At 69.4% G+C, this 18,948-nt stretch carries 15 protein-coding genes; 4 read left to right on the top strand and 11 right to left on the bottom strand.

Annotated elements, in window-relative coordinates; genetic code table 11:
• Positions 1–201: 201 nt before the first annotated feature.
• The 3 genes from OHB09_RS16520 to OHB09_RS16510 all read left to right on the top strand — a co-directional run bounded on the left by OHB09_RS16520 (position 202) and on the right by OHB09_RS16510 (position 3,090).
• Complete coding sequence (locus tag OHB09_RS16520) at positions 202–1,275, top strand: AAA family ATPase (protein WP_078631013.1); 1,074 nt, start codon at positions 202–204, stop codon at positions 1,273–1,275.
• Positions 1,272–2,276, top strand: coding sequence for a ParB/RepB/Spo0J family partition protein (locus OHB09_RS16515; protein WP_328922167.1), 1,005 nt, complete (start codon positions 1,272–1,274; stop codon positions 2,274–2,276). Before OHB09_RS16520 ends, OHB09_RS16515 begins: the two co-directional genes overlap by 4 nt.
• A 196-nt stretch (positions 2,277–2,472) precedes the next feature.
• Positions 2,473–3,090 carry a GNAT family N-acetyltransferase gene (locus OHB09_RS16510; protein WP_328728978.1) on the top strand — a complete coding sequence of 206 codons (618 nt, stop codon included), beginning with the start codon at positions 2,473–2,475 and terminating at the stop codon, positions 3,088–3,090.
• Positions 3,091–3,190: 100 nt separating this feature from the next.
• Here the strand turns inward: OHB09_RS16510 and trxA are convergent, their stop codons facing one another.
• The 7 genes from trxA to OHB09_RS16475 all read right to left on the bottom strand — a co-directional run bounded on the left by trxA (position 3,191) and on the right by OHB09_RS16475 (position 12,911).
• A complete protein-coding gene (gene trxA, locus OHB09_RS16505; RefSeq protein ID WP_006141304.1) occupies positions 3,191–3,523 on the bottom strand; it encodes a thioredoxin in 333 nt (110 codons plus the stop codon).
• Positions 3,524–3,566: 43 nt separating this feature from the next.
• Entirely contained in the window at positions 3,567–4,538 is a 972-nt protein-coding gene (gene trxB, locus OHB09_RS16500) for a thioredoxin-disulfide reductase (RefSeq protein ID WP_006141305.1), read from the bottom strand.
• A gap of 132 nt (positions 4,539–4,670) precedes the next feature.
• Positions 4,671–5,618, bottom strand: coding sequence for an anti-sigma factor family protein (locus OHB09_RS16495; RefSeq protein WP_191890338.1), 948 nt, complete (start codon positions 5,616–5,618; stop codon positions 4,671–4,673).
• A complete protein-coding gene (sigM, locus tag OHB09_RS16490) occupies positions 5,615–6,367 on the bottom strand; it encodes an RNA polymerase sigma factor SigM (protein ID WP_191853943.1) in 753 nt (250 codons plus the stop codon). Before sigM ends, OHB09_RS16495 begins: the two co-directional genes overlap by 4 nt.
• A 32-nt stretch (positions 6,368–6,399) precedes the next feature.
• Entirely contained in the window at positions 6,400–8,115 is a 1,716-nt protein-coding gene (locus OHB09_RS16485) for a protein kinase family protein (RefSeq protein ID WP_093591152.1), read from the bottom strand.
• A gap of 118 nt (positions 8,116–8,233) precedes the next feature.
• Positions 8,234–10,333: a murein biosynthesis integral membrane protein MurJ gene (gene murJ / locus OHB09_RS16480; protein WP_191890339.1), complete on the bottom strand. Its 2,100-nt coding sequence runs from the start codon at positions 10,331–10,333 to the stop codon at positions 8,234–8,236.
• 46 nt (positions 10,334–10,379) lie between these two features.
• Positions 10,380–12,911, bottom strand: coding sequence for a DUF6049 family protein (locus OHB09_RS16475; protein WP_328922166.1), 2,532 nt, complete (start codon positions 12,909–12,911; stop codon positions 10,380–10,382).
• Between the two features lie 243 nt (positions 12,912–13,154).
• On the opposite strand from OHB09_RS16475, the gene OHB09_RS16470 reads away from it, so the two are divergent.
• Entirely contained in the window at positions 13,155–14,621 is a 1,467-nt protein-coding gene (locus OHB09_RS16470; RefSeq protein WP_191853939.1) for a CCA tRNA nucleotidyltransferase, read from the top strand.
• A 138-nt stretch (positions 14,622–14,759) separates the two neighbouring features.
• Here OHB09_RS16470 and OHB09_RS16465 read toward each other — a convergent pair whose 3' ends face one another.
• The 4 genes from OHB09_RS16465 to OHB09_RS16450 all read right to left on the bottom strand — a co-directional run bounded on the left by OHB09_RS16465 (position 14,760) and on the right by OHB09_RS16450 (position 18,602).
• Positions 14,760–15,299, bottom strand: a complete 540-nt coding sequence (locus tag OHB09_RS16465; RefSeq protein ID WP_006141312.1) for an LppU/SCO3897 family protein — start codon at positions 15,297–15,299, stop codon at positions 14,760–14,762.
• Between the two features lie 151 nt (positions 15,300–15,450).
• Complete coding sequence (locus OHB09_RS16460) at positions 15,451–16,713, bottom strand: MFS transporter (RefSeq protein WP_328922165.1); 1,263 nt, start codon at positions 16,711–16,713, stop codon at positions 15,451–15,453.
• Positions 16,714–16,791: 78 nt separating this feature from the next.
• On the bottom strand, positions 16,792–17,874 hold the full coding sequence (locus OHB09_RS16455) for an inositol-3-phosphate synthase (protein ID WP_006141314.1): 1,083 nt from the start codon (positions 17,872–17,874) through the stop codon (positions 16,792–16,794).
• Between the two features lie 44 nt (positions 17,875–17,918).
• The gene (locus OHB09_RS16450) at positions 17,919–18,602 is read right to left on the bottom strand and encodes a PadR family transcriptional regulator (RefSeq protein WP_006141315.1); all 684 of its coding nucleotides are present in this window, start codon (positions 18,600–18,602) and stop codon (positions 17,919–17,921) included.
• Positions 18,603–18,948: the final 346 nt, after the last annotated feature.

The raw sequence follows: 18,948 nt of genomic DNA, 5'->3' as shown, positions 1-18,948 counted from the left end.
CACGGCATCATCGGCCGTAACCGGGCCGCGGCGGCGCCCCGGGACCGCCGGCACCTCGGATCCCTGGAGAACGACGCCCCTTCGAGCGGTACCTCGTCGCGTAGCGACGGTGCCCCCTCCCCCGGAAGGGGCACGGAGTTTTCCACAAAGGTGGATTTCTCCACAGAACACCAGGCCTCACTGGTTCGTGACCCCGAAGACATGGCAGGCTCTGTTCATCGCGAGTCTGAAGTCGAGGAGAGTGAATCCTTGCGGTCCGACGCCAACATCGCGGGACCGATGGCCGATCCGGTCCCCGGTCCCCGTACCGAGTCGTTCGGGGAGGATGTTTCACGTGAAACACCGCCCCCGATGGACGACACACCTATCGGCCGTGCTGCCCAACTCGCGGTGGAGGCACTGGGACGTGCCGGCGAAGGCCTGCCACGGCCCGAGCAGACCCGCGTCATGGTGGTCGCCAACCAGAAAGGTGGCGTGGGGAAGACCACGACCACCGTCAATCTCGCCGCGTCACTTGCTCTGCACGGTGCGCGTGTCCTCGTGGTCGACCTCGACCCCCAGGGCAACGCGTCCACTGCGCTGGGCATCGACCACCACGCCGAGGTCCCGTCCATCTATGACGTCCTGGTGGAGAGCAAGCCGCTCGCCGAGGTCGTCCAGCCCGTGCCCGATGTCGAGGGCCTCTTTTGCGCCCCCGCCACAATCGATCTCGCCGGCGCCGAGATCGAACTGGTCTCCCTCGTGGCCCGGGAGAGCAGGCTCCAGCGGGCGATCCAGGCGTATGAGCAGCCGCTGGATTACATCCTCATCGACTGCCCGCCCTCGCTCGGTCTGCTGACGGTCAACGCCCTCGTCGCCGGCGCGGAAGTTCTCATCCCGATCCAGTGCGAGTACTACGCCCTGGAGGGGCTGGGCCAGCTCCTGCGCAATGTCGACCTGGTGCGCGGCCATCTCAACCCCGCCCTGCACGTCTCGACGATCCTGCTCACCATGTACGACGGGCGGACACGGCTGGCCTCCCAGGTGGCGGACGAGGTACGCAGCCACTTCGGCAACGAGGTGCTGCGGACCAGCATCCCGCGCTCGGTACGGATCTCCGAGGCGCCGAGCTATGGACAGACCGTGCTGACCTACGATCCAGGTTCGAGCGGAGCCCTCTCCTACTTCGAGGCGGCACGCGAGATCGCACTGCGCGGCGTCGGGGTGACCTACGACGGCGAGCACGCCCACATGGGCACAGAGAACAACCAGAACATGGTGGAGGGGATCCAGTGAGCGAGCGACGGAGGGGGTTGGGGAAGGGACTCGGGGCGTTGATTCCCGCCCCGAACGGGGCGGGGCTGGGCGCGCTGCCGCATGCGGAGGAAGCTGCCGCACCCAAGATGCCTGGGCCGCCCTTCGGCGCCCACTTCGCAGAGCTGCCGTTGGACTCCATCGTCCCGAACCCGCACCAGCCTCGGAGCGTCTTCGACCCGGACGCACTCGCCGAGCTGATCACCTCCATCAAGGAGGTGGGTCTGCTTCAGCCAGTCGTCGTCCGGCAGGTCGGCCGCGGGAAGTACGAACCGCCGGCCGAGTACGAACTCATCATGGGCGAGCGCCGCTGGCGTGCCTGTCATAAGGCGGGGCTGACGGCCATTCCGGCGATCGTCCGCGCCACGGATGACGAGAAGCTCCTTCTGGACGCCCTCCTGGAGAACCTGCACCGTGCCCAGCTGAACCCGCTGGAAGAGGCCGCCGCCTACGACCAGTTGCTACAGGACTTCAACTGCACGCACGACCAGCTCGCGGACCGCATCGGCCGCTCCCGTCCGCAGGTCTCGAACACCCTCCGGCTGCTGAAGCTTTCGCCCAAGGTGCAGAGCAGGGTGGCCGCGGGAGTGCTCTCCGCCGGCCATGCGCGAGCGCTGCTCTCCGTGGACGACTCGGAGGAGCAGGACAGGCTCGCCCACAGGGTGGTGGCCGAAGGGCTCTCGGTGCGGGCCACCGAGGAGATCGTCGCTCTGATGACGGGTACCGCCCCCAAGCCGACTGCCCGTGCGAAGAAGCCCCGTGCCGGCTCGCTGGTCTCCCCGGCGCTGGGCGACCTGGCCACCCGGCTCTCGGATCGTTTCGAGACGCGGGTGAAGGTGGACCTGGGGCAGAAGAAGGGCAAGATCACCGTCGAGTTCGCCTCGATGGAAGACCTTGAGCGGATCCTTGAGAGCCTTGCCCCGGGCGAGGGGCCTGTTCTGCAGAGGAGCCTGCACGAGGACGAGGAGCAGCTGCAGGACTGAGTCGCCGGTGGCGAAGGGACGTACCGTCCCCGCCATTCGGGCTCGGGCGGATCGTCTCCGGTGCATACCGGAAGACGGTCCGCTCTTTGCTTTGCGGCGGTACTGGCGAGATCGCATCCTGGTTACGATCGAAGAGGGTGGCAGCATTCACGGACCGCCCGAGACGCAGTGACGGGGAAGGCGAGGAACGGCTTTCATGGGGCGTCGGCTCGTACCGCTCACGCTGGACAATCTCCAGGACCTTCCCCAGCGCTGCCGTTCCTGTGTTTTCTGGGAGCTGGACCCTGTCAGCGGCGAGGCCGCGATACAGGCAGGTTCGGCCGCCCAGGAGAAGGAGGGGTGGATCTCCGCCGTACTCCTCGACTGGGGTTCCTGTGGCCGCGTCGTCTACGTGGACGACGTGCCGGTGGGATACGTGCTGTACGCGCCGCCCGCCTATGTCCCGCGCTCCGCGGCGTTCCCCACGAGTCCGCTGTCGCCGGATGCCGTTCAGCTGATCACCGCCTTCGTGCTGCCGGGATACCAGGGGCAGGGGCTCGGGCGGGTCATGGTGCAGACGGTCGCGAAGGATCTGCTGCGTCGGGGGTTCAAGGCGATCGAGGTCTTCGGGGACGCCCGCTGGAAGGAGCCGGCCTGTCTCCTGCCCGTGGACCATCTGCTGGCGGTCGGCTTCAAGACGGTGCGGCCCCATCCCAGCCACCCCCGGCTCAGGCTGGAGCTGCGCTCCACGCTCTCCTGGAAGGAGGACGTGGAGATGGCCCTGGACCGGCTTCTCGGCGCCGTACAGAAGGAACCGGCGCTGCGGCCGCTGTAGGGCTCCACAACCAGGAATGCGCGGAGGGGCCGGTCCGCAGGACCGGCCCCTCCATGTTTCACGTGAAACATCGCGCCGATGCGATCATCGGCGGTAGCGCTTACTCGGCGATGAAGTCCGCCAGGTCGCGCTCGATCGCGGCCTTCGGCTTGGCGCCGACGATCGTCTTGGCCACCTCGCCGCCCTGGTACACGTTCAGGGTCGGGATGGACATGACGCCGTACCTGGCGGCCGTGCCGGGGTTCTCGTCGATGTTGAGCTTGACGATCTGGATCTTGTCCCCGTGCTCCGCGGCGATGGCCTCGAGCGAGGGAGCGATCTGGCGGCAGGGACCGCACCAGGCGGCCCAGAAGTCCACCAGAACGGGCTTGTCGCTCTTGAGGACCTCCTGCTCGAAAGTATCGTCGGTCACGTGCTTCACGGTGCCGGCCACGGCGAGCTCCTAAGTGGTTGGTGCGGTGGGGTGTGGGACGGGGTCAGACAGTGGTCTTCTCGGGCTCCGCCTGCTGCTCGCTGTCGGCGAGGGCCGCGAGGAAGCGCTCGGCATCCAGGGCGGCGGAACAGCCGGTGCCCGCTGCCGTGATCGCCTGGCGGTAGGTGTGGTCGACTACGTCACCGGCGCCGAAGACACCCGTCTGGTTGGTGCGGGTCGAGGGGGCTTCGACCTTCAGGTAGCCCTCCTCGTCGAGGTCGAGCTGGCCCTTGAAGAGCTCGGTGCGCGGGTCGTGGCCGATCGCGATGAACAGGCCGGTCACCGGAAGCTCCGAGGTCTCACCGGTCTTCAGGTTGCGCAGCGTCACACCGGCCAGCTTCGGGTCGCCCTTGATCTCGGCGATCTCGCTGTCCCAGACGAACTTGATCTTCGGGTCGGCGAAGGCGCGCTCCTGCATCGCCTTGGAGGCGCGCAGGGTGTCACGGCGGTGGACGATCGTCACGGACTTGGCGAACCGGGAGAGGAAGGTGGCCTCCTCCATGGCGGTGTCACCGCCGCCGATCACGGCGATGTCGTGGTCCTTGAAGAAGAAGCCGTCACAGGTGGCGCACCACGAGACGCCGCGCCCGGAGAGGGCGTCTTCGTTGGGCAGGCCGAGCTTGCGGTGCTGCGAGCCGGTGGTCACGATGACCGCCTTGGCCCGGTGGACGGTGCCGGAGGTGTCCGTGACGGTCTTGATCTCACCGGTGAGGTCGACGGCGACGACGTCGTCCGGAACCAGCTCGGCGCCGAAGCGCTCGGCCTGGGCCCGCATGTTGTCCATGAGCTCGGGGCCCATGATGCCGTCCTGGAAGCCGGGGAAGTTCTCCACGTCGGTGGTGTTCATGAGCGCACCACCCGCGGTGACAGCGCCCTCGAACACCAGCGGCTTCAGCGACGCGCGCGCGGTGTAGAGCGCCGCCGTGTAGCCGGCGGGCCCGGAGCCGATGATGATCACGTTACGGACGTCGCTCACGGCTTCATTCCTCGTCTCTGGAGACTGCAGCTGCGTTGGTTCGGTGGGAGCCTCAGTCCGAGCTCTCACCCCACCCAACGGATCCTAGGCGGCACGCATTCCCGGGTGCGTCGGGGCACGCGTCACGCACGCTCAGGAGCGTGCGTAAGTCTGCCTCAGGAGCACTGTGCCGGTGCCGGAGGCGTCGGACCGTGCGGTGCAGGAGGCGTCCACCAGATAGGCGGCGACCCGCGAGGAGTCGGAGGCGTCCGGCGTCACCACGAGGTAGACGCGGGCGTCCTTGTAGACGCCCTTGTCGGCGGCCAGGACCGCCTGGTGGCCGTCGATCGCCCGCTCGATACAGGGAGGGATGTCGACGGTCGTACCGCGCAGGGTTTTGTTCGGCTGCATTGCGGTCCCCGAGGACTTGGCTGAGGAGTCCTCGCCGGGATCGGCGTTCCAGGGTTTCGCGCTGCCACTCTCGGCGCCTCCCCTGTCCGAGCCCAGCAGGGTGGTCACCTGGTCCGGAAGGGTCCCCTCGGAGTACGTGTGAGCGGCATCGGTGTGCGGTGCCGTCGCGGAGGCGGCGTCGTTCTCCCCGCCGTTGTCCAGCGTCTGGGTGAGCAGTGCGCCGAGACCCAGCGCGGCGGCGGTGACCACGCCACCGAGGAGAACCGTCCGACGGCGTCGGCTCGGGCGGCCAGTACGTCCCGGACCAGTAGCCGCACGGCCGTGTCCGGCGGGGCGGGCGGACGCCACGGAAGGGGCAGGGGCGGGCGCCGTCGTGGAGGGGGACATGGCCGCCGACTCGGTCGCCGATGTTTCACGTGAAACATCGGCGACCGAGTCGGTTTCACGTGAAACATCGAGCAGGGCCGCATCAATCCGGGCGGCCACGTCCTCGGGCATGCGTGTGGGGCCCGACAGGGCGCCGAGCAGGTCACGGATCTCGGTGAGTGACGCGTAGATCTCGGCACACGAGGCGCAGCCCTCCAGATGCCCCTGCACTTCCTCCGTGCGAGACGGCGGGAGCAGGTCCTCGCTGAGGTCGGAGAGCTCGTCGACGTCCGGGTGTCCGGCCTTGTCGGTCGTGGATGTCATGCCTGCCCACCTCCGTTCCTCACAGCGGCTGCATCACTCGGTCCCGCGTCCCGTGGTTTCGCTGCGGGTGGGACGGACGGTCCCTGCGTCCGGTTCCTTCCGGAGGCGGATTTCTTCGGATTCCCCGGAGGGCTCCCCCCGTCGTCCGACCGGAGGCCGGTGTCCTCGTCACCACCCGGGCGGAGGTGGGTGAGCAGCGGCAGGAGTCTCGCCCTGCCCCGCGCGCAGCGGCTCTTCACCGTGCCGACGGGCACGTCGAGGATGCGGGCGGCCTCCGCCACGGGATAGCCCTGCATGTCCACCAGGACGAGCGCGGCGCGCTGGTCGGCGGGCAGGGTGGCGAGCGCCTGGAAGAGCTCCCGGTGCACATCGTTGCGCTCGGCCGGCGCGGAGGCCGACTCGTGCGGCTCCAGGAGCTGTTCCAGCCGCTCGGCGTCCTCCACGGGGGACGTCCTGCGGGAGGCTGCCTTGCGGGCGCGGTCGAGGCAGGCGTTCACCGTGATGCGGTGCAGCCAGGTGGTGACGGCGGAGCTGCCGCGGAAGGTGTGCGCGGCCCGGTAGGCGGAGACCAGGGCATCCTGGACTGCGTCGGCGGCCTCCTCGCGGTCCCCCAGGGTACGCAGCGCGACCGCCCACAGCCGGTCGCGGTGGCGGCGCACGAGTTCCCCGAAGGCCTCGTGCTCCCCCTCGACATGACGGGAGAGGAGGTCCTGATCGCTCAGACCGCCGTAACCGGCGTCTTCCGCCATCGGACCCCCTCCCCGCGTCGCCTGCCGCGTTCTCAGCCCGTGAACGTCACATCGGTGATGGCCTGCTTGTAGCCGGAGCCGCTGAAATTGTCCCCCGGCGCGTAGGGCACGTCCGTGATCCACAGCAGCACGTACTGGGTCTTCACGGGCTTCTTTCCCTTCAGGGAGATCTTGTTGCCGCTGGTGGTGGCGGAGCCGATCTCGGTCATGGAGCTGACGGAGCCGGCGGGCGACAGCGAGTCGGCGGCGTACAGGTGGACCGAGGTGCGGTTGCCCGGGTACCGGAGCGCTATCGAGGCCGCCGACACCGACTTGGCGGAGCCGAGGTCGTAGACGATGCCCACGCCCGGCTTGTACGGGGCGAGCCGGGGACCGTCGTTGTAGCTCTTGGTGCGCCAATAGGAGGACGGGTCACTGTCGTAGGTCTTGCCGACGTCCTGGGCTGCCTGGGGCGAGCCCTCGACGACGTACTCCTTGGCGCCGGCGATGGTGAGCGGCTTGACAGGCTTGTGAGCCTCGCTGTTCTTGTCGCCGCCGTCCGTCGTGTGGGTCGTACCCGTGTCGTCGGACTTCCCGCCCCGGTCCATGAGGGCGTCGGCGAGCTGCCAGCTGCCGAGGCCCAGGGCGACGATGAGGAGGGCCGAGACGGCCCACTTGAGGGCCTTGCCGGTACGGCTCTGCAGCGCGGGCGGAGGCGGCGCCACCGGCTGCGTGACCCCCGGGTGGGGGGCCGGGCGGCCGTAGCCCTGCTGGAAGGTGGTGCGCTGGTACTCCGGCGGGGCGGTGAACGCGGGCTCCGGTGGACGGATGCGGGGCATCTCGCCGATCGCCTTGACCATTTCCTCCGGCGTGGTGCACGGCGATTCGTGGCGGGAGGCGGTGGCACCGTCATTCGCGAGGGCGCGCATCGCGAGCTCGGACAGACCGCGGTGCACCCCCGCCCGCACCTGGTCGGGTGCGATCAGCCCGACGCCCTTGGGCAGTCCTGAGAGCCCATAGGCGTCGTCCTCGTAGGGCCAGCGCTGGGTCAGCGAGGCGTACAGCAGTGCGCCGATCGCCTCTGTGTCGCTGCGCTGCGGGGTGTCGGAACTGATCCCGCGGAGCGCGGCGTTGACCGCGAGTCCTCTGATGCGCCACTGCCCGGAGGAGGTGCGCAGCACCGCGCCCGGGGTGAGGCGCAGATGGGCCAGACCTTCGCGGTGCGCGGCGGCCATGGCCTGGGAGACCTGGGTGACCATCTGGTAGGCGTCGTGCACCTCCAGCGGCCCGGCGGCCAGCAGAGCCGTCAGCTCGGTCGCGTCCGGCAGCCATTCGTGGACGACATAGACAAGGTCGTTCTCCTCGACGGCGTCGAGGACCTGGACGAAGCGGGGGTCACCGAGGAGGGCGGCGGAGCGGGCGGCGGCCAGCACCGACCGAGCCCGGGCGTGGTCCGCCGGCAGGATGTGCACGCCGACGGCACGGCGCAGCTTCTCGTCGACCGCGCGCCAACTGCTGAATCCGTCCAGACGGGTGACGCACTCCTCGAGGCGGTAGCGTCTGGCGAGTTTGTGACCGCTGTGCAGCTCGGGCGGCGAGGCCGCGTTCGTGTCCTCGGTCCTGCCGTTTCCCTGTGCCTCTTCGCCGTCCGTTTCCCGCTCCCGCTTCTGGGCCACCCCGTCGGACGTGGACTGGTCCGCCTTGGCGGTCAGCGGCTTGTCGCCGCTGTCGTCTGCCACGTCGACGGCAGACATGCTCCGTTCCGCCACCGTCGTCCCTGCCTCCCCATCCGATGCGCACTGTCCGACGCAGAAACCAATTGTGCCCACAGTCCGTCGCAGTGCACGACACGCGGCGGCGGACGATGGTTGTGCGGTTACCCCGGCCTCAGCGCCCCAGGCGCCCGCGGACCATGCCGACCATCGAGTTGAGTTCCTCGATGCGCATCTTCCGCGCGGCGACGTAGAAGACACCGAGCAGCAGGGCGCCACCGCCGAGCAGGGCGGCGAACGAGCCGCCGACGCCCTGGCCCAGCGAGTGGCCGATCGCGTAGCAGGCCGCTCCGCTGAGCAGCGCCGCGGGCACCGAGGCGATGCCGAGACGTGCGTAGGTCCGCAGCACACGGGAGCCGTCGAGGTCGCCGCCGAGCCGCTTGCGCAGCCGGTTCCAGGCGACACCGACGCCGATCGCGTACGCGAGACCGTACGAGGCGGCCATACCGACCACGGCCCAGCGGGCCGGGAGTACGAAGTAGCAGATCGCCGAGGCGCCGGCGTTGACGGCGGCGACGATGACCGTGTTGTAGAAGGGCGTCCGGGTGTCCTCGTAGGCGTAGAAGGCACGGAGCACGACGTACTGCACGGAGTACGGAATGAGGCCCAGGCCGAACGCCATGAGCATGTAGCCCATGTTGGTCGCCGCGTCGGTGCCGGAGGTACCGAACATCAGCGTGCACATCGGGATGCCGAGGGCGAGGAAGCCGAAGGCGATGGGGACGATGGCGACGGCCGTGGTGCGCAGACCCTGCGAGATGTCGTCGCGGACGGCACCGCCGTCGTCCTCGGCCGCCGAGCGGGAGATCCGCGGCAGCAGCGCGGCCATCAGGGAGACGGTGATGATGGCCTGCGGGAGGCCCCAGATGAGCTGGGCGTTGGCGTAGGCGGCGAGACCCGTGCCCTTCGCGGGGGAGTGGTCCCCGGCGGAGGTGGAGAGCTGGGAGACGACCAGGGCGCCCGCCTGGTTGGCGAGGACGAAGAGGACGGTCCACTTGGCCAGCATCGCGGCCTTGCCCAGACCGTGGCCCTTCCAGTCGAACCGGAGCCGTAGCCGGAAGCCGGTCTCACGCAGGTAGGGGATCATCGCCAGCGCCTGGACGACGAGTCCGAGCAGGATTCCGACGCCGAGCAGGCGCTGCCCCTCCGGCGGGATGTTCTCCACCGCCATGTGCGAGTGGGAGGCGGTGCCGTACACCCAGATGAACATGCCCAGGGTGACGATGATGACGATGTTGTTGAGGACCGGGGTCCACATCATCGCGCCGAACTTCCCGCGAGCGTTGAGGACCTGACCCATCACCACGTGGACGCCCATGAAGAAGATCGAGGGCAGGAAGTACCGGGTGAAGGTGACCGCCACGTCGTTGGCGGCCGGGTCGGTGGCCACGGAGTTGGACAGCAGGCGGACCAGGAGGGGCGCGGCGAGCATCGCCAGGGCGGTGAGCAGCCCGAGGGCCACCATCACCAGCGTCAGCAGCCGGTTGGCGAAGGCCTCGCCGCCGTCCTCGTCGTCCTTCATCGCGCGTACCAGCTGAGGCACGAAAACCGAGTTCAGACCGCCGCCGACGGTCAGGATGTAGATCATCGTCGGCAGCTGGTAGGCGACCTGGAAGGAGTCGCCCAGCACGCCCAGACCCAGCGCCGACACGATCAGCGCCGACCGCACGAAGCCCGTCAGCCGGGACACCATCGTGCCCGCCGCCATCACCGCGCTGGACTTCAGCAGCCCGGAGGCGCGGCCGCCCTTCTTCGCCTGGGGTACCGGCTGCGTCTCCGCCGCGGGGGGCGGTGCCTGCACGGGGCCGGGAGCGGCGACGGGTGCCGTGACCGCGCCGAGGTCCATCGTGGGCGAGTCGGCCTGCTGCTGGTCCCGGAAGAGATGGGCGAAGGCGTCCCGCTGTTCCTCGTCGGCCCGGTCGGCGGAACCCCCCGCACCCACGAACTGCATGGTGCGGGTGTCCTCGCCGTGCGGCTGAGGCGGAGGCGGGTACGGAGACTGCTCCCCCGCCGCGGATGCCGGCGGCCGGGTCCAGGACCGCGGGTCGGGGGGCTGCTGCGCCTGGGGCTGCCCGCCGTAGGGCTGCTGACCGTAGGGCTCCTGGTCGTAGCCCTCGTGCGCGTACATGTCCGCACCGGGTCCGGGCGGTGGGCCCTCGGGGTGACCCGAGTTGCCCGCGGCCCGGCCGCGGTCACCGTCGTACGGCGCGTTCATGGTCTACCCCACCTCATCGTCCCCGGCCCACCGGCCACGACATCGCTCAACGGTCCACTCTCTCACCCGTGGCGGACGGGCCGGCGTTCCCGGAAGCGGTGTCCGGCGACCGCTCACCCGCGTGCTCCGGGCCCGTGTCCGGTCCGGACTCCGCGGCCGGCTGCCCCGCATTGTGCCCCGAGTCCGCGGAGTCGCCTGGACCCTCCGTGCCCTCCGGGTCCTCGGGGTGTCCGCTCCCGCGTCCGTCCTCGGTGTCTTCGGTGTTCCCGGTGTCCGTCTGCGCGCTGTCGTGCGAGCTGCCTGTGGTGCTCTCAGTGTCTACGGTCCCGGAGCCGTCGTCGTTCAGATCCTCACCCGCGGAGTCGGCGCCGGCCTCCTCCGCCTGTCGGGCGGCGGCCCGCTTGCGCTGGGTGTACATGCGGAAACCGGCGAGCACCAGGAGCAGCACACCGCCGGCGATGACGAGCAGCACCGTCGGCGTGACCTCGGTGACCTTCACGTCGAAGGTGACCGCGGGACCGTACGCCTGGCCGTCCTCGGTGTAGAGCTGCGCCACCACCGCGGCCCGGCCGTTCGCCTTGGCGGAGGTGGTGAACTTCACCGACTGGCTGTGACCGGCGGCGACCGTGACGCGCTGCTCCTCGAAGGCGCCCTCGCCGATCCGCATACGGGTCGGGTTGGCCGAGGTCAGCCGCAGCACCAGGTGGTCGACCCCCTGGAGCAGGCGGTTCTGCACGGTGACCGGGATCGTGGCGCTGCGCCCGGAGAGGCTGGCGTCGGACTTCTCGATCAGCCGCACCTGCTGGACCAGCACCCCGAGCGAGGCGGCCACTCCGTCACGGAAGCCGGCGGCCTGCCCGCTCCTGCCGCGCCAGGAGGTCGAGGCGCCCCGGTCCAGGGCGCGGCCGAAGGGAGTCGCCACCCGTTCCGGGAAGGTGAGGATCGCCGTGAACTTGTTCAGCCGGCTCTGCGTGCTCTCGACGTCCTCGAACGCCGACTTCGGCAGTTCCTTCCTGCGCAGGGAGGAGGGGTACGCCGAGGCGGAAGGGACACGGGTGCTGGCGGCCGGGTCGGCCTTGGCGTCGGCGGCGTCGGAGAGGTCCTGCGCCTGCGACCAGGTGCTCTGCTGGAGCGTGGCCAGGGCCTGGGCCATCGTCTCCGCCTGGCTCGCCGTGGGCATGCGCTGGGGCGCGACGACGATGCTGCGCTGCTTGCCGGGGTCCTGCAGGCCGATCATCAGGCTCTGTGCCAGGAACTGCTGCACGGCGAGGCTGGAGTTCTCGGCGTGGGACATGTCCCTCTGGAAGGCGGTGGAGAGCGCGGCGTCCGTGACGACCGCCGTGGTGCCGCCTCCGATGGGACGGGCGGCGCCGGGGGTGTAGGTGAGCCCCTCGCTCTCCCGGAAGGTGTCGCTGCGGGCGATCACCTTGTCGGCGCCCGCGGAGGTGGCGACCCTGACGATCGACGGGTCGAGCGCGCCCTCCACGGGCCAGGCGAAGTCCGTGTCGGGGGTGACGTGGAGGACGGTCTCCACGGTGCTGGCCGCCACGTCCGTGGCGTCCTTGAGGTGGCTGAGGGTGCCGGCCACGTTCTTGCCGTTGTGGGCGAGAGAGGCCAGGTCGGGATCGGCGAAGGGGAGGGCGACGACCTCCTTGTCCTGGACCGCCTCACCCAGCGCCGCCAGCCACTGCTTGGCGGTGCTCTGCCCGCGACCGGCGGTGGGCGTGCCGTCGGCGCCCTCGACCTGGTAGCCGTCGGTCATCGCGTCGACGGAGGCCAGCAGGTCGGGGTCGATCACCCAGGTGACGTCGAGGTCCTTGCCGAGGGAGACCATCCGGGCGAGCCGGCCGCCGGGGGAGATCTCCTTGAGCAGGTCGTCCTCGCGGAAGACGGGGTTCTGCTGCTCGTTGGAGGCGGTCTCGGCGGTGAGGTGCACGGAGGAGATGAGCGGCCACAGGTACGTGGTCTTCGTCTTGGTGTCGGCCTCGTCGGGCTGCCACGGCAGGAAGGTCCGCTCGATGCCCAGCACCTGCTCATAAGGCGCGGCGGCGGTCCGGCCGGAGAGGGAGACGCCGAGCTGGTAGACGCCGTCGGCCCCGAGATGCAGCTTGGAGACGGGGAGGGAGAGCGTGAAGTGCTGCGCGACCCCGGGGCTGAGCTTGTCGAACTCCTCCTCGTAGGAGCCGGTGACTTCCATGCCGTCCGTACCCGGCTGGTAGCCCGTGGTCCTGGCGGCCGTCTCGATCGCCGTGCGGCTGCTCATGGAGGCGCCTACACGCAGCCCCACGCGGGCGTCCGTGACCGGCTGCTTGCCGTTGTTGACGAGGGTCCCGGAGACGGTGAGGGTGTCGCCCTCGGTGGGCGCGGAAGGGGCGAGGGCGTCCAGCGAGACGTCCACCGTGCGGGAACCGCTCGCCTGCGCCGGGGAGGCCTTCTGGGCGGCCTGTGCGGTCCCCTGGGCCGGCAGCAGGCACGCACCGGCCAGCAGGGGCGCCCCGGTGACCAGCGCCAGGACACGCCGCAGACGGCGGCGGGCAGGTGAGGGAGCTGTCCCCGGGAAGTCTGCCGCCTCGGCCACGCGCTCGCCCGTCCCTCGTCATCGTCAGTGGTCGTCGGATTGTGCGTCCACGCATGGTAACGATGCTCGCGGGAGGGAAGTGCCGCGGACCGGTGGGCAAGATCGATCGGAAGCGGTCCCCCGCACCGCATGTGCGGGTATGCGAGGGCTTCCCGTGAAGTGCGGGCTGTACCTGGTTCATGCGTTCTGTGCGGGTTGTGCGGAGGAGCAGTGGAGAGGCGGGGACACGTACTCTTTGCTGTTGTGCCGAACGCCAACACAGACAATCCCAGTGCCCTGAGCCAGGTGCAGCACCGCGCGGTCAGTGAACTGCTGCGGGTCTCCCCTGCCGCCGACGACCTCGCCCGTCGATTCCAGGAGGCGGGGTTCTCCCTGGCCCTCGTCGGCGGCTCGGTACGGGACGCCCTGCTGGGCCGGCTCGGCAACGACCTGGACTTCACGACCGATGCCCGTCCCGAGGACGTACTGCGGATCGTGCGCCCCTGGGCGGACGCGGTGTGGGACGTCGGGATCGCCTTCGGGACGGTCGGCGTGCAGAAGGACGCCCGGGTCGGGGACACCGTGCAGCGCTTCCAGATCGAGGTGACCACCTACCGCTCGGAGGCCTACGACCGGACCTCGCGCAAGCCGGAGGTGTCCTACGGCGACTCCATCGAGGAGGACCTCGTCCGGCGTGACTTCACGGTCAACGCGATGGCGGTCGCACTGCCCGAGAAGGAGTTCATCGACCCGCACCACGGCCTCGACGATCTGGCCGCCCGGGTGCTGCGCACGCCAGGCACCCCCGAGGAGTCGTTCTCCGACGATCCGCTGCGGATGATGCGCGCGGCGCGCTTCGCCGCGCAGCTCGACTTCGAGGTGGCCCCGGAGGTCGTGGCGGCCATGAAGGAGATGGCCGGACGGATCGAGATCGTCTCGGCCGAGCGGGTCCGGGACGAGCTGAACAAGCTGCTCCTCTCCGCACATCCGCGCAAGGGCCTCACTCTCCTCGTCGAGACCGGCCTCGCCCAGTACGTGCTGCCCGAGCTTCCGGCGCTGCGACTGGAGCGGGACGAACACCACCGGCACAAGGACGTCTACGACCACACGCTGATCGTGCTGGAGCAGGCGATCGCGCTGGAGGAGGACGGCCCTGATCTGACGCTGCGGCTCGCGGCGCTGCTGCACGACATCGGGAAGCCGAGGACGCGCCGGTTCGAGCAGGACGGCCGGGTCTCCTTCCACCACCACGAGGTGGTGGGCGCGAAGATGACCAAGAAGCGCATGACGGCGCTCAAGTACTCCAACGAATTGGTGAAGGACGTCTCCCGACTCGTCGAGCTGCACCTCCGCTTCCACGGTTACGGCACTGGTGAGTGGACGGACTCGGCGGTCCGGCGGTACGTCCGGGATGCCGGCCCGCTGCTGGAGCGCCTGCACAAGCTGACCCGCTCTGACTGCACGACCCGGAACAAGCGGAAGGCGACCGCGCTCTCGCGTGCCTACGACGGCTTGGAGGCACGCATCGCGCAGCTCCAGGAGCAGGAGCAGCTGGACTCGATCCGTCCCGACCTCGACGGCAACCAGATCATGGGGATTCTCGGTGTCCGACCGGGGCCCGTCGTCGGCAAGGCCTACCAGCACCTGCTGGAGCTGCGCCTCGAGAACGGTCCGATGGAACACGACGAGGCGGTGGCCGCGCTCAAGGAGTGGTGGAGCGCGCAGAACTGAAGCCGGCGACAAGAGGGCGGGTCATGTTTCACGTGAAACATGACCCGCCCTCCTCGTGCAGCCACACGACGGAGGGGCGATGTTTCACGTGAAACATCGCCCCTCCGTCCTACCGGCCGACGTGGACCGGCTTCCGCGTCAGCTGGTCTCCTTCAGACACAGCACCACGTCGTGGCCGTTGCCGTACTGGATGTAGGAGATCGTCGCGTCCTTGACGTCCTCGCACTTGCTGCTGTCCTTGGACCCGCCGAACTTCTCGACCACCTCGTACTGGGCCTTGTCCGAGGAGCAGTCGACCTCCTGGAGGTCGGGGCTGGTCTGGGTGCCGTCGTTGTGCATGCAGTTGCCCACCGACGTCGTCTCGGCGTCGTCGCGCCCGAAGAGCCAGCCCAGTCCCCAGCCGGCCCCGAACTTCAGGCCGATGATGAGCACGGCCACGACGACGCCGCCTATGATCTTCAGCGCCTTCTTGCCGCCCCGGCCGGTCGGCGGCGTGGGTGCGGGCGGCACGGGGCCGCCCTGCTGCTGCGGGAACGGCGCGTAGGGTCCCTGCGGCGGAACGCCCGGCTGCCCGGGCTGCTGCGGAGGAACTCCCGGCTGTCCGGCCGGCTGCCCCGTGGGAGCGGTGGGCGTCTGGGCGTAGGGGTTCTGGCCCTGGGGCGGCGGCGGAACGGTCACTTGGGGGTCCCCCTTGATGAAGAAACCACGCGCGAAGGCGCTCCGTGGCGGAACCTGCCATGCGCATGGCGCGAAATAAGACGTCCGTAAGCTATCCGGCCCCACTGACAACTGCGAAGTCGGAAAGGGGACTGTGGCTTTGATGTGACACTTACTGAGGGGTGAAACGGGCCATAGTGGCAGCAACCACTCCGTAGACCAGTGCCACCAGCACCACGAGCGCGGCCGAGCGGCCGTCGGAGGGCAGCATCACCGCGGCCAGTGCGGCCGCGCCGACGAAGGCGACGTTGAACAGCACGTCGTAGACCGAGAAGATCCGGCCGCGGAAGCGGTCGTCGACGGAGGACTGCACGATCGTGTCCGTCGCGATCTTCGCCCCCTGGGTGGTCAGCCCGAGGACGAACGCCGCCACCAGCATCGGAGCGGTGGCGAAGGGCAGACCGAGCGCGGGCTGCAGGACCGCCGCCCCGGCCGCGCAGGCGACGATCCAGCGCCCGGGTCCCAGCCGGCCGGCCGTCCACGGGGTGAGCACGGCCGCGGCGAAGAACCCCGCGCCCGACGCTCCCAGGGCCAGGCCGAGCAGAGTCAGCCCTTCGTCGGTGTCGTCGGCGAGCGCGTACCGGCAGAGCATCAGCACCATGACCGTCAGCGCCCCGTAGCAGAACCGCATGAGTGTCATCGCGGTCAGCGCCCGGGCGGCGGGTCTGCGCTCGGGCTCCAGGAGATGGCGTACGCCCAGGGCGAGACCCCGTGCGGTGCCGCCGAGCGCCTGGCGGAGCCGGGGGTGTACCGCCGCACCGTCGGGACCGAGGAGCGTCGGAGCGATGCGCAGGGACACCAGGGCGGCGCCCAGGTAGAGGAGGGCGCCCAGCAGTATGACGGCGACGTCGGAGTCGGAGACGGCGAGGCGCAGTACGAAGGCGAGGCCTCCGCCCGCGGTCGCGGCGAGCGTGCCGGCGGTCGGGGAGAGTGAGTTGGCCAGCACGAGGCGTTCGGCGTCGACGACGCGGGGCAGTGCCGCGGACAGGCCCGCGAGGACGAAGCGGTTGACCGCGGTGACACACAGCGCGGAGGCGTAGAAGAGCCAGTCGGGCACCCCGCTCACCATCAGTACCGCCGTCCCGCAGGCGAGCAGGGCCCGCAGCAGATTGCCGTACAGGAAGACCTGGCGGCGTCGCCAGCGGTCGAGCAGGACGCCGGCGAAGGGGCCGACGAGGGAGTAGGGCAGCAGGAGCACGGCCATCGCGGCGGCGATCGCGGCGGCGGAGGTCTGCTTCTCCGGTGAGAAGACGACGTAGGTGGCGAGCGCGACCTGGTAGACGCCGTCGGCGCCCTGGGAGAGCAGCCGCACCGCGAGCAGGCGTCGGAAGTCCCCGAGACGCAGCAGGACGCGCAGGTCAGGGAGGACGGGCATGGGGGACAGCCTCACATACGGGGAAGGTCCCCGGGACGGTGCCCCGGGGACCTTCGGCGACGCGTGTGGGCGTGAGCCTCAGCGCTCGACCTCACCAGAGATGAACTTCTCCACGTTCTCCCGGGCCTGGTCGTCGAAGTACTGGACCGGCGGGGACTTCATGAAGTACGAGGAGGCCGAAAGGATCGGGCCACCGATGCCGCGGTCCTTGGCGATCTTCGCGGCGCGCAGGGCGTCGATGATGACACCCGCGGAGTTCGGGGAGTCCCAGACCTCGAGCTTGTACTCCAGGCTCAGCGGAACGTCACCGAAGGCGCGGCCCTCGAGGCGCACGTAGGCCCACTTGCGGTCGTCGAGCCACTGGACGTAGTCCGAGGGGCCGATGTGGACGTTCTTCGCACCCAGGTCCCGGTCGGGGATCTGGGAGGTGACGGCCTGGGTCTTGGAGATCTTCTTCGACTCCAGGCGCTCACGCTCGAGCATGTTCTTGAAGTCCATGTTGCCGCCGACGTTCAGCTGCATCGTGCGGTCCAGGACGACGCCCCGGTCCTCGAACAGCTTCGCCATGACGCGGTGCGTGATGGTGGCGCCGACCTGCGACTTGATGTCGTCACCGACGATCGGGACGCCCGCCTCGGTGAACTTGTCCGCCCACTCCTTGGTGCCGGCGATGAAGACCGGGAGGGCGTTGACGAAGGCGACCTTGGCGTCGATGGCGCACTGGGCGTAGAACTTCGCCGCGTCCTCGGAACCCACGGGCAGGTAGCAGACCAGGACGTCGACCTGCTTGTCCTTGAGGATCTGGACGATGTCGACCGGGGCCTCGGTGGACTCCTCGATGGTCTCGCGGTAGTACTTGCCGAGGCCGTCGAGGGTGTGTCCGCGCTGGACCGTCACACCGGAGTTGGGGACGTCGCAGATCTTGATGGTGTTGTTCTCCGAGGCGCCGATGGCGTCCGCCAGGTCGAGGCCGACCTTCTTGGCGTCCACGTCGAACGCGGCGACGAACTCGACGTCGCGGACGTGGTAGTCGCCGAACTGGACGTGCATCAGCCCAGGCACCTTGGACGCCGCGTCGGCGTCCTTGTAGTACTCGACGCCCTGCACCAGCGATGCGGCGCAGTTGCCCACGCCGACGATGGCTACGCGAACCGAACCCATTCCGGTTGCTCCCTGTGTGTATTCGGTGAATCCCCGGTCGGGGCTCACATGGCGGTGTCGTCGGACGTATCCGGCGCGGTGCTGTCACCGCGCCGGGGCAGGCCGCCCGACGAGCCGGATCCTGTGTTCTGCTGAGCGGGTCCCGAGGAGGCGGAATCCTTCAGGACCCGCCCTGCCCGCTCGCTCTCGATGAGCTCGTTCAGCCAGCGCACTTCGCGCTCCACGGATTCCATCCCGTGGCGCTGGAGCTCGAGGGTGTAGTCGTCGAGGCGTTCCCGGGTGCGCGCCAGGGAGGCGCTCATCTTCTCCAGGCGTTCCTCCAGCCGGCTCCGGCGGCCCTCCAGGACGCGCATGCGCACGTCCCGCGAGGTCTGGCCGAAGAAGGCGAAGCGCGCGGCGAAGTGCTCGTCCTCGTAGGCGTCGGGTCCGGTCTGGGAGAGCAGTTCCTCGAAGTGCTCCTTGCCGTCCGCCGTCAACCGGTAAACGATCTTGGCGCGCCGCCCCGTGAGGGGGGCGGCAGGCGTGCCGTCGGCCGCGACTCCCGGCTCCTCGATCAACCAGCCGTTCGCGACCAGCGTCTTGAGACAGGGATACAGCGTGCCGTAGCTGAACGCACGGAACACACCCAGTGATGTATTGAGTCGTTTGCGCAGCTCATAGCCGTGCATCGGGGACTCGCGCAGCAGGCCGAGTACGGCGAACTCGAGGATCCCGGCACGCCGGCTCATCGTCGCCTCCTCCCTCTCACGCAGGTCCCCAGCACGTCTTTATGTCGTGCTGATGTATCGACTCGATACATCACGACGATAGAACGCTCCCGCGACTGCGACAAGAGGGAACACGGTGAACGGGGTCACATCACTGATTCGTGAGGGGCAACCTGCCGGGTTTGGGGTGAAGTTCGAACCTCGGCGGGTTTTGACGGTGCGTAGTCTGTGCGCCATGCAGACCGCCGGGAACCGAGGGACGGACGGGGACGTCCTCGCCCTTGGTGCAGTACGGGTGAATGCGTGAGCGACCGCATCCGTACTTCGGGGGGACCGGAAACCAGCCGCCGTTTCCAGGCGCGCACGG

Origin of the sequence: Streptomyces griseoaurantiacus, from assembly GCF_036189845.1 — a bacterium.
GTDB classification, from domain to species: domain Bacteria; phylum Actinomycetota; class Actinomycetes; order Streptomycetales; family Streptomycetaceae; genus Streptomyces; species Streptomyces griseoaurantiacus.
This window is presented reverse-complemented; position numbering and strand designations above follow the sequence as displayed.

Bases quoted from the DNA above. Each gene is read 5' to 3' on its own strand.
- OHB09_RS16520 (WP_078631013.1), top strand. From the start codon at position 202: ATGGCAGGCTCTGTTCATCGCGAGTCTGAAGTCGAGGAGAGTGAATCC.
- OHB09_RS16510 (WP_328728978.1), top strand. From the start codon at position 2,473: ATGGGGCGTCGGCTCGTACCGCTCACGCTGGACAATCTCCAGGACCTT.
- OHB09_RS16495 (WP_191890338.1), bottom strand. From the start codon at position 5,618: ATGACATCCACGACCGACAAGGCCGGACACCCGGACGTCGACGAGCTC.
- sigM (WP_191853943.1), bottom strand. From the start codon at position 6,367: ATGGCGGAAGACGCCGGTTACGGCGGTCTGAGCGATCAGGACCTCCTC.
- murJ (WP_191890339.1), bottom strand. From the start codon at position 10,333: ATGAACGCGCCGTACGACGGTGACCGCGGCCGGGCCGCGGGCAACTCG.
- OHB09_RS16460 (WP_328922165.1), bottom strand. From the start codon at position 16,713: ATGCCCGTCCTCCCTGACCTGCGCGTCCTGCTGCGTCTCGGGGACTTC.
- OHB09_RS16455 (WP_006141314.1), bottom strand. From the start codon at position 17,874: ATGGGTTCGGTTCGCGTAGCCATCGTCGGCGTGGGCAACTGCGCCGCA.
- OHB09_RS16450 (WP_006141315.1), bottom strand. From the start codon at position 18,602: ATGAGCCGGCGTGCCGGGATCCTCGAGTTCGCCGTACTCGGCCTGCTG.